We start from the raw sequence: 14,102 nt of genomic DNA on the forward strand, positions 1-14,102 counted from the left end.
CGCCCGTCGAGTACGAGGCCAATCACTACATGGAATCCACGAAACCCCAGGTCACAACCACAATCTGAGATCTCTACCGAACCCGGGGCGGTTCAAAGGGAGTACACGGCTCGGAGCGGCTGCTGCTGCAGCCGATGGCGACGCAGACCAGCCAGCAGGAGACCGCGCTTCTCTCAACCGGACCGGTCCGCCAGCCACTGTGGGACCAGGACGCTGCCGGCCGACTGGCCGCACCTCCGATGGCGCTTGCCGTGGACAACTTCCAGGGATCCGCGCGCGGCGCGGGGGAGCCGCTGCCCACCCAGGTCGGCTCGGAGACCCTCGCCGTGCTGTCCTCCGGTGTCCTCCCGTACCGGAAGAACACGCTGCCCACTCTGTACAGCGAGGCGATGCCCACCTTCACCTCTGAGCAGATCCCGGCCGTGCTGACGGCCGCCGGCTGGTACAAGCAGAACGGCCCCACCGGGAACGAGACCGCGCCCCACCCGGTCACGGACCCGCTCGGCACTCTCACCTCGCATGACACCACCGCGCTGCTCATGGCCCAGTGGCAGGCGTCGCTCGCCGAGCTGCCGTTGGAGGACTGCTTCTACCGGATGATGGCGGCCCACGAGATCGGCCGGGGCTGCGGCTTCGACGTCGATTTCAACGACTACCGCGGCACCTTCACCGTCTGGGGTTCCGCCCGCAACCAGGTCGACGGATTTGGCAACGCCGTCAGCCAGCAGGTCGGTACCTGGATCGGGGCCCGTCTGCGGGCCGTCCTGCACGGGGCGGAGGCGGCATGACCCCGCAGCCGTTCGACCCGGAGATGAACGGCGGGCGCCAGCTCGACCTCTTCGGCCAGGGGGTGGCCGTCAGCACCGAGCAGCAGGCCACACCCCCGGCCGTGGCCGGTCCCACCACCGTGGTGTGCCTCAAGGGCCGCCGCGACGACCCCGAGCTGGGCTTCTGGTGCCCCGAGGGCGAGCCGTGCCACGCGCGTGTGCTCGCCGAGCCGGCGGACACGGCGGAGGTGTCCGGGTGAAGAAACTGACGCTCAAAGCCGAGGAAGCACTGCTTGGGGGGATGCTCCACCACCCCGAAGCACTGCCCTCGATGCGGTGGATACCGCCGGGGACCTTCTCCCGCCCGGACTACGCAGCCCTGTGGCAGACGCTGCACACCATCGACTTCGCCAAGGTCGCTCCGAGCGACGTGCCGACGGCGGTCACTGCCGCCGTGGCGAAGATCCAGGAGCAGGGCATCCGGCAGACCCTCACCCCGTCCCGGCTCGCCAGCCTGGCCAACCGCAGTGTCTGTCCCAACCCGCGCACCGCACCGCTGTACGGCGGGATGGTGCTGGAGGCCGCGATCCACCGGGCCGTCGAGCACGCCGGTGAGCAGCTGCGGGACACCGCCCGGCAAGCCGAGGTCGACCAGGCGCTGCGGGCACTGGAGCAGGCGGACAAGACGGGGCAGCGCCTCGCCCAGCTGGACAAGGCGTGGAGGAACGCTCCGGAGACCGTGCGCAACCTGCTCGACACCCAGCCCGTGGAGCCGGTCACCCCGGTGCCCCGCACCGAGCGGGCCCGGGTCGATGTCCAGGCCGAGGGCGAGACCCTCGCGTCCCTCCTCTACGAACCCCGCCAGTTACGGGAGCCGGAGGTCCGGGCCCTGCAGGACCGGGACTTCTCCCACCCTCAACTGGCCGTCGCCTACGAGGCGATGCGCACGCTCGACGAACGGCACGCCCCCATCGACCCGCTGACCGTCGCATGGGAGGCCCAGCGCCTCCCCGGGCCGAACCTCAGCAACCAGGTCCTGGCCGAGCTGCAGGAGGCAGGGATGGGCGGCACCGCCGCCTACACCGCGAAGCAGGTCCTGCACACCGCCGCCCTCGACCGGCTCGACGCAGCTGGCCACGACCTGCGCAACTACGCCCGCCACCCGGCCCTCGCCCCCAGTGCCCTGGTCGACCACGCCGGGCAGGCCCTGGAGCCGGTCCACGCCGACCACCAGCGCATCCAGCACGCCGAGCGCGAGCCGGAACTGGCCAGCGACAAGGAGCCCGCCCCACCGGCTCCCGTCCCCGCCCCCGAAGCCCATACCTACGAGCACGAGATGGAGATGTGACCCCATGAACGAGCCCTCCCCCTTCGACCCGACCGCTTACCTGATCAACCGCGAGCACCAGATCACCGCCCCCTACCTGCCCGACGCTGAGCCACTGCCGCCGGTTCGGTCGGCCGGCCAGGCACTGTGGGACCACTTCGGCCGTGTTGCGCCCGGACTGGTCACCACCGCAGCGACCGCACTGTCATGGGGCTGGCACGAGCAGCTGCCCGACGGCTCGACCCAGCCGCTGTGGATCAGCGGAACGCTGGCCGCCCTCGCCGCCGCGGCAGGCACCGTATCGGCCGCCAAGCAGCACGGCGAGCCGGAGACGACCCGGGTGGCGTTCGCCGCCGGCGGGACGCTCGCCCTGCTGGGCGTGGCCGCCTGGACCCCGGACTCAGCCCTGCGCGCCCTGCTGTGGCTGGTCGGAACCGCAGCGGTCTACGCCGTGTGTGCCCCGCTGTGGCGCGGCGACCGCCGCCTGGAGCACGAGCAGCGCCACGAGCGCGTCATGGCGGAGACCCAGGGCCGCACGCAGGTGGCCGTCGCCATGGTCGAGGGTCAGACCCGCGTCGCCGAGAAGGTGTGGGAGCACCGCACCGAGGTGGCCCGGGTCGAGGCCATCAGCAAGACCGTCGAGGCCCTGGTCACCGCGAGCGACGCCCGCGAGACCCGCACCCTCGCGCCGGGCGACGAGCTGAACGTCGCCGCGCTGCTCAAGGCCGCCGGGCACGAGGCTCCGGTCGAGCTGACCGCCGCCGAACGCGAAGAGCAGCAGCGGTGAAGCCGACCGCCGCCATCGGACGGCTGGTCAGGCAGTGGCGCGGCCACGTCGTGGAGGTCTCCCCGAAGGGACTGTCCATCGACGGCCGCACGGTCGACCCCAAGCCGCTCACCGAACGCGACGCCGTGAAGCCCGCCGACGACCCGCGCACCCACCCCTCGCTTCAGTTCCTCGACAGCGGCGCCCTGGTCTACCGGGGCCACGTCCAGGCCGAGATCCACCCCGGCGAGGTGACCGTGCACGGCCCCGAGGGCACCGAGTGGCCGCCCGAGGCCGCGCTCCAGCCCGAGCGGCACCTGCGACCCGTACGCGGCGAGCCCGCCGCCGGCCCCGCGCCGCCGGAGGTCGACGACGAACTCGACATCGACCTCTGAGACCCCGTCAACGAGAAGAGAGGACCCGACAGTGAGCGACACCCAGACCGAGGACCAGGACGTCCGCGCCCACCAGGAGGAGGTCGCCGGGTTACTCCCGGCCCTCGCCCAGCTCGACCGGACCGCCACCGAGCTGCAGGAGAAAACGGCGTCCGGCCAGGAGGTCACCGCGGCCGACGTCGGCACCTACCAGCAGCAGGCTGCCCACGCCCGGCACCTGGTCGACGTGGCCGGCACGGACCACCGCGAGGTCGCCGAGGCGGAGAAGGAACACCGCGGCGACGGCGACAGGGGCTTCGCCGCCCGGGGCATGGACCACGCCGCCCACCCCCGCAGCTTCGAGCAGACCTCGCCAGACAGCGGCCATGACCGCGACCGCGACAACGACGAGGAGATCGACCTGTGAACGGCGAGAAGCACAACGGCGAGAAGCAGCAGGGAGCCGAGGACCTGTGGGCCCCCGTCACCGTGCCGACCGACCAGCCCACGGCGCACGACCGGCAGCAGGCCGACCACCAGCGTCAGCTGACGGCCACCGGATACGGCGACGAGCAGCGCACCCGGTACATCGCGGAGTCGAGCCAGGACCCGGAGTACGCCGCGTGCGTGTGGGACGAGCAGATCGTCGCAGCCGCAGAGGCCGCCGGGATCATCCCGGAGAACCCGAGCCCGTTGTCCCCCACCGAGGAAGCGGCGCACGCGGCCCGCGACGCGGCGATCAGTGAGTTCTGGACGCAGCACCCCGAGTACGACGTGTTCAGTAACTCCCCGGAGAACCAGGAACTGTTCCGACAAGCCATGGAGCACGGCGACCAGAAGGCCCGGGAGGTCCTGGGCGACGAGGTGGCCGAGTACATGCTGAGCAGGACGCAGGAACCCTCCCACGAGGTCGACGAGGAGATCGACCTCTAGCACCGCGGCAGGCCTGGCCCCCGCCCGAAGGACCCCGGTGGAAACTGTCCGCCGGGGTTTTTCGCGTGTGAGTACGGTTCAACCATGCAGATCAACGGGGCGGAACGGGGACATGTACTTCTGATCGCGGGGGACCGGGCGGTCCACCGGCGCACCGTTCAGGTGCAGCCGAGCGCCAACCTCGCCGCCCTGTCTGTGGTGCCCGTGCCCGTGCTGCTCGACAGCACGCTGCCGGCGGACCTGGTCCACCTCGACGGAGTACGCGACCAGAACACTCTGCTGCTGCGGCTGCGCACCGCCGCGGCGACCGCCGGACCACTGCTGGTCTACCTTTCCGGGCGGCTCACCGTGGACCGCAGGGGCCACCGGCTGCACCTCGCCACGGCCGCCACCAACATCGTGAACACCCGCTACACCGCACTGCCCTGGGAATGGGTCCAGACCGAGCTGCGCAACCGCCCCGCCGGATTGACGACCCTGCTGGTCGACCTGGTCGCCGACAAGGGGGCATGGGACGAACTGGACGCGGGAAGCCTTCCGTTCGTCAGCGGCACCGCCACGTACGGGATTGTCAGCCCGCCCGGATTCCCCGGAACCGACGGGGCCAGCCCCTACACCCGCCACCTCATCGAGCAGCTGCGCCGCAACCCCGAGCGCCCCAACGCCATGCGCCTGCACGCACTCACCGTGGCCGCCGCGGGCATCCCGCCCGGGGCCCTGGTGATTCCCGCCGCCCCCGAGATCGAGCCCCCCGCCCGGCCCATGAGCAACGTCCAGCGGCTGCTCGCCGGGGATACCTCCCTCCTGCCCCGCCGCCGCTCGCCGGTCGAGCCGCAGCAAGCCGCCCCGGGCCTGGAGGCACCGCCGCCTGCCCCGGCCGTGCCCGCAGCCGTACCCGCCCCGGCCGCGCCGTACCCGTCCCCGGCTCCGGCGCCTCAGCGGCCCCCGGTTCCCCATCAGGTCACCCCGGTTCAGCCGTCCGCGCTTGTGCGCCCCGCTGCGCCGGTCCCAGTGCAGCCCGTTCCTCAACAGCCCGTAGACCCGCGCCGGTACATCTGGGAGACCGCCCAGGCCGGTCGGCACAACGAGGCCGCAGAGATGGCGTCCACATGGGAACAGCACGCCCTGCAGCAGCACGGCCCCGACTCCCCCCAGGCCATCCAGTGGGCGGAGATCCGGGCCGACCTCGCGCGGATCGCGGGACGCTGGACGTTCGCCACCCAGCTGTGGGTCGCCGCGACGCACACCCGCATGGCGCACCAGGCCCCGGATGCCCCGGAAGTCCTTGGAGGGGCGAAGTCGGCACACTACTGCTGGACCCAGATCCAGGACTCTGCCGAGGCTCGCGGCTGCGGGCCCGAGCTGGTCAACCTGCTGCGCCAACTCCCCTCGCTCGACCGGCGCCACCTGTCCAGCGCTCAGCAGCGACTGGAGTACCTGCAGAACACACCCACGCGCTGACCTGCCCTCTTGCCTCGCTCACGGAACCTAACCAGCACAGCCGACAGAGAAGGGGAACCATGGCCGACGAGGAGCAGGAACCGCTGTGGTCCGGGGCGTGGGAGGAGATGACCGTTCCGGTGCCGGTCGCCGCCTCCCTGCTGTGCCTGAGCCCGCACACTGTGGGGCACCTCGTTGAGGGAGGGCACTTGGTCGCCGAGCAGCGTGGAAACTTTCGTTTCGTCACCCTGGTCAGCCTGTTCGCCTACCGGCGCCGCCACTGGTCGCCGGAGCGGGCCACGCGGTACAACACCACCACGCTGGACCAGGCCGCCGAACATCTCGCCGGGTAAATCCGGTGCACTCATAGAAATGGGCCCCCGGATGAGGGCCCATTCTGTTCAACTCGCCCGCAGCACGGCGCTGTCCGTACGATCAGCGCTCATGAGCACCACACGCCGGCCCCTGGGCCACGGCCCGCAGGCCCCGGCCCCCGCCCCGGCCACTCCCCAACCCGGCACCGCCACCCGCCGCGTCCGCGCGGCCGAGGCCGACGTCGAGGCGAACCCGCTGTACCGTCCGGGCGGGCTGGAGCACCTCGCCCAGCTCCGCGAGAGTGGCGTGCTCGGCACTCCGGATCAGCCTGCCTGACCTGCAACCAGCAGGGAATCCGACCGGACCGAGGCGCTCAGCGCGGCAGCCGGCGCCGCCCGGCAGGCAGAGCCCGCCGCTCTCGTACGGGCGCCGCCTGGTCCTCGCGCTCGACCGTGACATCGATGACGTCGTCGTCCACGTCGGCCAGAACCTCGATGTAGATCCGGCACCCCGACCCGCGCCGGTTCGGCACCGGGCTGGAGACGCCCCCGACCCGGGTCTCCGGCCACGACCGAAGCGCCCGCACGACCGCATCGGCCGTGCGCTGCACGTCGTCCGAGTCCGAGCCCATGAGCCTGATCTGCGGCATCAGGCAACCTCCCCTTCGTCCAGGCCGCTGTCGTAGCGGCACCCCATCGCCCGCAGGCAGTCCAGGACCGCGCGGCAGTCGTCGGCCGCCCGGTGCCCACCGCCCAGGGGCTGCCATCGGTTGTTCCCGTGGTACTCGCTCCAGTCCCCCACCCAGTTGCTGTACGGGATCATCACGTCCTCGACGGTCAGCGAGTCAAGCCAGGACGCCGCCTGCTTCCGGGCCTCAGCCACCGGGCCCGTGCTGTCCGTGGAGTCGAGCCAGGCCGACACCTGCGCCCGAGCATCCGCCGCCGCGCCCGCTGCCTGCCCGGCACACTCCAGGTGGTGCAGCGTCAGTTCGTGACGCAGCCGGTTGATGTCATACACGTCGTTGTAGATCAGGCAGCGCTTGCCCTCCAACAGCCTCACCAACGTGGGCAGCACCTGGGAGAACGTCGGCGCCCCGGAGACGTCGGAGTCCGTGATGCCGTGGATCTGCGAGGCATCCTCCGGAATTGGCTCCTCCGGGTTGAGCAGCGTGTCGAGCAGGACGTCGCCGGCCGACGACAGCACCGCGATCTCGACGATCCGGGCCTCCGCGTGCAGCCCGGTCGTCTCGGTGTCGAGGACCACGACGTCCGGGTCGACGAGAGCCACAGCCGCCCACCGCACGCGAGCCACAGCCGCCTGCCGCTCCCGCTCCGCCCGCTCCCGCGCCTGCCGCTCGTACCGCTCCTGATACTCGGCACGCTGGCGTTCCTGCTCCTGCTCGTACGCCGTGGCGCACGGCGGGCAGCGGCGTGACCAGTCAGGCCACCACGACGAATCCGGCAGGCCCGTGCGCTCCGGGTTCAGCAGCCAGGCCCGTTCCTTGAGCCAGGCCCGCGCCCGCGTCTTGGAGCCCAGCCGCGTGGTGCAGCCGTCGCCGACGCACACGGTCACCTCGACCAGCCACGCCTCGACCCGCCCCCGCTTCGCCTGCAGCTGCTCCTGTCGGCAGGTCTGGCAACGGCGGTGCTCCTTGGAGTAGGGGCGCTCCCGAACCGTGCTGCAGCCCGCACACGTCCGCGCCAGCAGCCGCTGCCGTTCCTTCTCCGCCCGCTCCCGGCACGCCGAGCAGGGCCCTCGCAGGATCACCTTGCGGACCTTGCCGCACTCCGAACAGGTGCGCCGCGCCGTCATCTTGGCCTTGGTCGACGACGGCAGGGGCCGCATTTTCTCCGCCGTCGCCGGATCGTGCAGCGGCACGTCGCCGTAGTCGCGGGTGCGTACGTACGCCAGCGGAGCCCGCTCCTGTTCCTCCGTCGTATTCAGTCGGTCCGCTGCCAGCTGCGTCTTCGTCCGCAGGTACGGCGGTGCCTGCCCCCAGCTGTACACGGGGACGCCGGCGGTGTGGTCCAGGGGCTTGCCCTTGGCGACCCGGGCCGGGTCCCCCTCCGTCCGGCTGGCCGGGATCTCCGTCTCCGTCGCCGTGGTGGTGCTCACTCATACCTCCAAGGAAATCCAGGGAATTGAAACCGTAGCAGCCATAAACCCAATTCTCCGCCTTTCCAAACATTCCCGTTGACGGGAATGCGCTGCCGAAACTGGACCCCTATTTATTGCGCGCGAAGCCGGATTACAGTAAACGACGTCGTTACCTATGACCGGCGGACGCTGAGTCGTCGGCATCCTCGCCCTGGGGGATCGGCCAGTGGTCCTCGACCGCTTCCCGGGCGATCCTGCTGGACGGGTACAGCTTCGCCGCCAGGCGGTCGCGCTCCTCCCGGGCCGCTTCGCTCAGGTCCGCCTGGGGCCCGATGAGGTTCTTCTCCTCCAGCTCTTTCAACACTGGCTCCGAGACGCGCCAAGCCGCCGTGCGCAGCTGCAGCACCACGTTCTCGTCGAGGGTAAATGCCCTTTCTGCGGTGCTGAGCCCGGACAGGCACGCCGGCCACCGACCCGACAGGGACAGCCGGGTGCGCTCCCCCGCTGTCAGCGGCAGCCACGGCCCGGCCAGGTCCGGCAGCTGCAGCCGTTCCTTGAGAGCCCGTTCCATCAGCACATCCAGGGCTGGCCAGCGCACCGGCCGCACCTCCGCCGCCTCGATGCGCGCCTGCCGGCGCAGCCGCGCCACGGCCCGCTCCCACGGCGGGGTGTCCACCGGCTCCGTGAGTGCCGCCGCGCGCTCTTCCACTAGGTCATTCACGAACTGAGTTTCGTCTTTCCGGTGCCGCCTTATCTGCGCCCGCAGACGGCCCGCCTGCTGTACCGAGAGCTGCAATGTGATCCTTTTACGTGTCATGAATTCAGTAAACGACGTCGTTTAGTGAGCCGCAAGCGCCTCGCTGCGGCTGATAACAAGCCCTTGGGGGTGCGTCGGCCGTCGTACGGCAAAAGACCAGGTCAGGCAGCAACAAGGGAAGGAACTACGCGGCGGTGCGCTGACGTTCGGTGTCAACCGCGCGCCGTAGGGCCTCCAGCTTGAGGGGGAGCAGCTGGCGCAGTCCTTCGTACCGCAGCCGGCCGACCCGGTAGGAGGTGATCAGCCCGTTCTCCTCCAGGGGCCGCCCCGGGGGCCGGAGCACGGTGTGGCCCTGGTCGTCGAGGACGCCGTCGTGGTTCATCCAGAGCGACACCCACAGCCGCGAGGTGCCGTGGGCGCGCTGCACCAGGTCCTTGCGCACCGGCAGCCAGCGCTCCAGCGCGGCCCGGGTCAGTGCCGAGGTCTCGATCCACTCCCCCTCGACGATGCCGCCGCCCTGGGGACGCCGCTCGACGTACACCGCGGTGTTGTCCTCGCCCAGGTCGGTGGTGCGCAGCATGACCAGTTCCCCGCTGCGCCCCGCGGTGTCCAGCTCGATGGCGAGCAGGGCCGTCAGCCGGGTCTGCGCCGGGGACATCGGACCGGCGAGGTATTGGTCGAGCTGGCGGGACAGGGCGGAGAGGGTGGCCGCCTCCGGGGCGGGCTGCAGCGGGATCTCCCCGCCGCCCAGGCGGAGCGCGGGCAGGCCCAGCGCCTCGCGCAGCAGGTCGAGGCACTTGCGGCGGATCTCGTTGGTCGCCTGCGAGGTGGGCGGGTAGCCGCCCGCGACCCGGCGGTGGCGCAATTCGCCGGACTCCGCGAGTCGAACGTAGGGGGTGAGCGCCTCTTCCTCCAGGAGCCGGCGCAGGCTGCGCCGTGCGGCGACCGGCAGTGCCCCGCGCTCCAGGGCCCGCTTCAGCTCCCCGCGGACCATGTCCAGCTGACGCCGGCGGGCCGCGCCCGTGTCCAGGCCGTCGAGGAGCTGGTCGAGCGCGCGGACCGAGAGGAACGTCGATGTCTGCACGCCGTGATTGTCGCGCACGGCATCGGCCGGGTTTGCGGACACCTCCGCCGAACCGGTCGCCGGGGTGGGCGAGACTGGTCCGGCCCGGCGGCGTGCCCTGTGTCCGGCCGATGCTGCCGCCGCCGGGCACCCGGGGTCACCGGGGAGGCAGGCCGCACGGCCCCTTGTGCCCCTGCTCGGCGTGCTCTAGCTGCCGTGCTGCCGGCAGGAGGTGCGGGGCCATGACTCCGTTGGAGATACGACCCCGCGCTCTGTTACACGGCGGTCGTTCCGAGCTGTTCCAGCACCAGCATTCCGATGGTGGCCATACCGAGGAACGCTCCGCCGCCGGTTCCTGCGGCGGTAAGCCTGGTAGCTCCCAGGCTGAGGACGTATCGCTCGCAGACGAGGGCGACCAGCAGTGCGAACAGAAGGACAAGCGCAATGTTCTTCATCGAGATTCCTCCGGGGTGAAGGCCAGCCAGGGCGGTGCTGGAAGCAGCCCATGGATCGGTGTGAGTTTGGGGCAAGGCGCTGAGGGGGGTCACTTCACGGGCATCTGTCTCCGTTTCAGGGCGTGAGGGGGTAAGGCAGGGGCGACGGGGGTGAAGAGGGCCCTCTGGGCGGGGCGTGGATCGGCAGGCGTGGCTGCTGGTGCTCAGTTGACCGGGGCGGTTGTCTAGCCGCGCAAGTGGAGGCCGCGGGCAGTGGACAGCAAAACGGCCCCTCGCTGATAGCGATAGGGCCGCACAGGGCTATATGAGGTTATGGGGCACTTATGGCCCGGGTGTTACGTCGCACACGCCAGAGGGGTGTCAGCGTGCCGCTTGGCCAGAGGCACGCCTTCGCTGAGGCGTCAGTGACGAGACCTTACGAATGTGCCGCTCGGTCTCTATTTCCACCATGCCCTGTCCGGGAAACCGCTGTCAAATACTTACCGCGACTTCTTTGTGGCTCTGCGTGTCGGCCCTTCACCGGGTTTCGTGGGTGTGGCGTTCTCGGCCCGGTGGGGGGTGGCGGCCGGGGGTCACAGGTCGGGCGGGGACGCCCCTGCGGGCCTGGCGGCCCACAGGGGTGGTCTGGCGGGCACCTTCGGCGCGTTCACCGCCAGACCATCCCGCGCGAGCGCGGGACGCCAGGCCGGGCGCCTTCGGCGCGTTCACCGGCCTGGTGGCTGGCCCTGCGCAGCAAGCTGCGCGCACCGGGCCACCCATCACCGCCCTTTGCTGTGACCCCCGGCCGCCACTCCCCACCGGGCCCACCAATAAACCGGCCCTGACCTGCGGTTTTAGCTGACTTCGGGTGCGAGTTGCTGTAAAGTTTGTCTTGTCGGAAGGGGCGGCACACCCCGACCGGCGACCAGCATCACCGAGGGAAGGAAACCCAATGACCAACCGTCAGTTGCTCCCCGCCGCACTGGAGAACCGCCGCAGGGACATCCCTGTCGTGGACTCGCTCCCGGCGAAGGGGTTCCCGGGCTACGTGAACGGTCTGCGCCGCATGGGCACCGTCCACGACGTCTACGGCTGGACCAACGTGCTCGCCCACATCAACCTCTCGGCCGACGAGGCGTACGCCCTCACCGACAAGCGCAGCCCGCACGCCCTGTACGAGCTGATGCTCATGTCCGCCGGGGTCACAGCCCGACCGGGGCTCCACGACCACTCGCCGGAGTTCGGCCGGGCGCTGGGAGTCGTCGCGGCCCGGTTCGCGGAGCACTGCCGCGCCTACGAACTGGCCCCGATCGTCTCGTGGAGCTACGACCCGAAGACCGTGGACCGCGAGTCGATCCAGGGCGAGAAGCGGTTCCACGCCCACCTTGTAGGACGCTCGCAGGCCGAGCGTGCGGCCGTCGAGGCGCGGTCGGTACGGGCGGGGCGGCTCTCCATCGTCCGGTCCCGCCGCATCGTCGAGGAGGCGTCCGTTCTGGGAGCCCTGATCAGTGCGGACATCGTGGACGGGGACGCCCTGCGGGTGCTGGAGCCCGTACCGGCGCTCTCCACCCACACGGCCACCGCGACGGCGCAGTTCCGCCTCCCGGAGGGGTGGGAGAGCCTGGCCAGCCCGGATCTGCCCGCCGATCTGGCCTACGTCCACCGCAAGTTGCGGCGGATGTACGACGAGATCATGCGCGTCTGCACCACCGGCACGGCCGGAATGTGGCGACGGCCCATGGTCCGGGAGTTCGACCCGCAGGACATTGACGTACCCCTGCGGGCAGCGACCCGGGCCGCCCTTGCGCACTACCTCCGGGGACTGCGCCCCGAGCTGCTGTCGGAGCCCGTGGAGCGGTCGCGCAAGGCGTACGTCTACCCGCTCGCCGATCTCGCCTACGCGGTGACGGTCGCGGAGCAGGGCGGACAGGTGTTCCTGCACCTGCGTGCCAACGTGTTCTCCGATCTGGGGGGCGCGGGGATCAGCATCATGGACGGGGTGATCGTCAAGACGAAGAAGGGGGTGGGCGACATGAGCCCCGCCGAGACCGCAGGGCGGGCCGCGTTCCAGGCGGACTTCCTGCGGATGCTCCACCGCCACCCACAGGCCGCGCGGGCACTGTTCCCCCGGCTGTAGGACCGCAGGGCCGGGCCCGGTCACCGGGCCCGGCCACCGGGTCCGGTGACCGACCGGACCACCCGCCCCGCCCCCTCAAGATCATCTTGAGGGGGCGGGCGCGGCGAAAGGACAGCCGCAAGCGGCTGACGTCCGCCCCTTGGAGCTCCCTTCGGTCGCGGGGCGGACCCAGGGGAAGCGCCGCCCCCTGAGTGGCCTTCGGCCACGGGCGGCTTCTGCCCTCCAGGCAGGCGCTGCGCGCCGGGCCCCCTAAGTGGCCTTCGGCCACGGGCCCACCCCTGCGGGGCCAAGGAGCCGCCTCCGGCGGCACCCGACCGCCTGCCCGACGAACCCCTGACACTGATGATCCGAAGTGCTGTAAGGTTTTCTGTGTCAACCCCCTGTAGAGATGAGGCGCACATGCGACGGGTCGCACTGTTCGGACCCCCGGCCACCGGGAAAACGACGCTCGCCCGCTGGCTCTCCACGGAACTCGACGAACCCCACGCCGACCTCGACGACATCCTGTTCACCCCCCACGGACCGCTGCCGCTGGAGGAATTCCGCCGGCAGGCCGCGGCCATCACCGCGACCGACGGATGGATCGTCGAAGGGAACTTCTCCAAACTCGCCGACGTCGTCTGGCACCGGGCCGACACCCTGATCTGGCTCGACTTCCCGCTGCCGCTGATCCTGTACCGGATCACCCGCCGGAGCCTGCGCCAACTGGCCGGCCGCGAAGACAGCGCACAGGCCCGGCGCCTCACCTGGTCCACCGCGTTCTTCGCCCGCCGGTCCCTGCTGCGCACCGCCATCCGCAAGTACCGGGCCAACCGCCCCCGGTACGCCCGACAGGTGGCCGAGACCGCCGCCCTGGGGGTCCAGGTCGTACGACTCCGCAGCCCGCGCGAGGTCCAGCGCTGGAGGCAGCAGACAGCGAAAGGGCCGGCGGAGAGCCGCTCACGAGCGGCCCGGCACACCACCGGCCCTGACCAGCATCTCCACGACGGCTGACGCCGACGCAGGGAAGCACCCACCAGCGTACAAGGCACGTCGGCCTTGACAAGCAGAAGGAAACCCCCGTGATCCCCCGCAACCGCCCCGTGATCAACGAGCGGGACATCGCCCAGAGGGCGGGTGTCCCCCTCCCCACCTGGAGACACCGGGACGCACCAGCCTTCCGGCAACGAGTACCCGCCCTCTTCGACAGCCGCGTACTCGTCTACGACCAGGCCCAGGCACACGCCTACCTCAACGGACAGCCCATCCCCCCACTGCCCGCCTCACCGCACCCCGACGACCTGCTCAATGACCAGGAAGCCGCGGTCCTGCTCGGAGTGACACCCGGCACCGTTCGCGCCTACGCCAGCCAGAACTACCTCCCAAGAGGCACCACCGTCTACAGCCTCCGCCTCTGGACCCGCCAGGACATCGAGACCCGCCGCGACACCCCGCCCCGCCAAGGGCAGGGCGGCGGACGCCCCCCAGGCGTAAGCGGCCCCATCAAGGCGCACGCCTACGAAGGCGACCCCCGCCTCCGCCTCGCCGCGCAAACCCTTCACACCTCACCGGACGCCCCTCGCACACGCCTCGCTGCCGCCCTGGCCGAGCAGCACGGCAGCTCCACCCGCACCTGGGAACGCCTCCTCGCCCAAGCCGCCCGCACCCCCGCCCAGTGACGGACGCAGTCCATCGGGAGGTTATCCGGGATTC

18 protein-coding genes are annotated in these 14,102 nt (G+C 71.0%); 13 read left to right on the top strand and 5 right to left on the bottom strand.

Annotated elements, in window-relative coordinates:
• Positions 1-134: 134 nt before the first annotated feature.
• The 10 genes from ACIRJP_RS33750 (at position 135) to ACIRJP_RS33795 (ending at position 6,258) form a co-directional block, all read left to right on the top strand.
• Complete coding sequence (locus ACIRJP_RS33750) at positions 135-788, top strand: hypothetical protein (RefSeq protein ID WP_404182603.1); 654 nt, start codon at positions 135-137, stop codon at positions 786-788.
• Positions 785-1,027, top strand: coding sequence for a hypothetical protein (locus ACIRJP_RS33755; protein WP_404182606.1), 243 nt, complete (start codon positions 785-787; stop codon positions 1,025-1,027). Before ACIRJP_RS33750 ends, ACIRJP_RS33755 begins: the two co-directional genes overlap by 4 nt.
• Positions 1,024-2,115, top strand: coding sequence for a DnaB-like helicase N-terminal domain-containing protein (locus ACIRJP_RS33760; RefSeq protein WP_404182609.1), 1,092 nt, complete (start codon positions 1,024-1,026; stop codon positions 2,113-2,115). Before ACIRJP_RS33755 ends, ACIRJP_RS33760 begins: the two co-directional genes overlap by 4 nt.
• Before the next feature lie 4 nt (positions 2,116-2,119).
• Complete coding sequence (locus tag ACIRJP_RS33765; RefSeq protein WP_404182612.1) at positions 2,120-2,881, top strand: hypothetical protein; 762 nt, start codon at positions 2,120-2,122, stop codon at positions 2,879-2,881.
• Complete coding sequence (locus tag ACIRJP_RS33770; RefSeq protein WP_404182615.1) at positions 2,878-3,255, top strand: hypothetical protein; 378 nt, start codon at positions 2,878-2,880, stop codon at positions 3,253-3,255. Before ACIRJP_RS33765 ends, ACIRJP_RS33770 begins: the two co-directional genes overlap by 4 nt.
• Positions 3,256-3,286: 31 nt before the next feature.
• Positions 3,287-3,661 carry a hypothetical protein gene (locus ACIRJP_RS33775; protein ID WP_404182618.1) on the top strand — a complete coding sequence of 125 codons (375 nt, stop codon included), beginning with the start codon at positions 3,287-3,289 and terminating at the stop codon, positions 3,659-3,661.
• Positions 3,658-4,167: a hypothetical protein gene (locus ACIRJP_RS33780; protein WP_404182621.1), complete on the top strand. Its 510-nt coding sequence runs from the start codon at positions 3,658-3,660 to the stop codon at positions 4,165-4,167. The genes ACIRJP_RS33775 and ACIRJP_RS33780 overlap by 4 nt, the downstream gene beginning before the upstream one ends.
• Positions 4,168-4,251: 84 nt before the next feature.
• Positions 4,252-5,628 (top strand): hypothetical protein, encoded by a 1,377-nt coding sequence (locus ACIRJP_RS33785; RefSeq protein ID WP_404182624.1) that lies wholly within the window; start codon positions 4,252-4,254, stop codon positions 5,626-5,628.
• Between the two features lie 59 nt (positions 5,629-5,687).
• Positions 5,688-5,960, top strand: a complete 273-nt coding sequence (locus ACIRJP_RS33790) for a hypothetical protein (RefSeq protein ID WP_404182627.1) — start codon at positions 5,688-5,690, stop codon at positions 5,958-5,960.
• A 91-nt stretch (positions 5,961-6,051) separates the two neighbouring features.
• A complete protein-coding gene (locus tag ACIRJP_RS33795) occupies positions 6,052-6,258 on the top strand; it encodes a hypothetical protein (RefSeq protein ID WP_404182629.1) in 207 nt (68 codons plus the stop codon).
• A 37-nt stretch (positions 6,259-6,295) separates the two neighbouring features.
• Here ACIRJP_RS33795 and ACIRJP_RS33800 read toward each other — a convergent pair whose 3' ends face one another.
• From ACIRJP_RS33800 to ACIRJP_RS33820, 5 genes are all read right to left on the bottom strand, one after another.
• A complete protein-coding gene (locus tag ACIRJP_RS33800) occupies positions 6,296-6,571 on the bottom strand; it encodes a hypothetical protein (RefSeq protein ID WP_404182631.1) in 276 nt (91 codons plus the stop codon).
• Positions 6,571-8,037 carry an exonuclease domain-containing protein gene (locus ACIRJP_RS33805; RefSeq protein WP_404182634.1) on the bottom strand — a complete coding sequence of 489 codons (1,467 nt, stop codon included), beginning with the start codon at positions 8,035-8,037 and terminating at the stop codon, positions 6,571-6,573. The genes ACIRJP_RS33800 and ACIRJP_RS33805 overlap by 1 nt, the downstream gene beginning before the upstream one ends.
• 151 nt (positions 8,038-8,188) lie before the next feature.
• The gene (locus tag ACIRJP_RS33810) at positions 8,189-8,740 is read right to left on the bottom strand and encodes a hypothetical protein (protein ID WP_404182637.1); all 552 of its coding nucleotides are present in this window, start codon (positions 8,738-8,740) and stop codon (positions 8,189-8,191) included.
• A gap of 220 nt (positions 8,741-8,960) precedes the next feature.
• Entirely contained in the window at positions 8,961-9,860 is a 900-nt protein-coding gene (locus ACIRJP_RS33815; protein ID WP_404182640.1) for a hypothetical protein, read from the bottom strand.
• Positions 9,861-10,114: 254 nt separating this feature from the next.
• On the bottom strand, positions 10,115-10,294 hold the full coding sequence (locus ACIRJP_RS33820) for a hypothetical protein (protein ID WP_404182643.1): 180 nt from the start codon (positions 10,292-10,294) through the stop codon (positions 10,115-10,117).
• A 931-nt stretch (positions 10,295-11,225) separates the two neighbouring features.
• Here ACIRJP_RS33820 and ACIRJP_RS33825 point away from each other — a divergent pair.
• The 3 genes from ACIRJP_RS33825 to ACIRJP_RS33835 all read left to right on the top strand — a co-directional run bounded on the left by ACIRJP_RS33825 (position 11,226) and on the right by ACIRJP_RS33835 (position 14,068).
• Positions 11,226-12,410 carry a hypothetical protein gene (locus ACIRJP_RS33825; RefSeq protein ID WP_404182646.1) on the top strand — a complete coding sequence of 395 codons (1,185 nt, stop codon included), beginning with the start codon at positions 11,226-11,228 and terminating at the stop codon, positions 12,408-12,410.
• A gap of 399 nt (positions 12,411-12,809) precedes the next feature.
• Complete coding sequence (locus ACIRJP_RS33830; RefSeq protein WP_404182649.1) at positions 12,810-13,403, top strand: adenylate kinase; 594 nt, start codon at positions 12,810-12,812, stop codon at positions 13,401-13,403.
• Between the two features lie 68 nt (positions 13,404-13,471).
• Entirely contained in the window at positions 13,472-14,068 is a 597-nt protein-coding gene (locus ACIRJP_RS33835) for a DNA-binding protein (RefSeq protein ID WP_404182652.1), read from the top strand.
• Positions 14,069-14,102: the final 34 nt, after the last annotated feature.

Origin of the sequence: Streptomyces sp. NPDC102437, from assembly GCF_044765565.1 — a bacterium.
Taxonomy (GTDB): Bacteria; Actinomycetota; Actinomycetes; order Streptomycetales; family Streptomycetaceae; genus Streptomyces.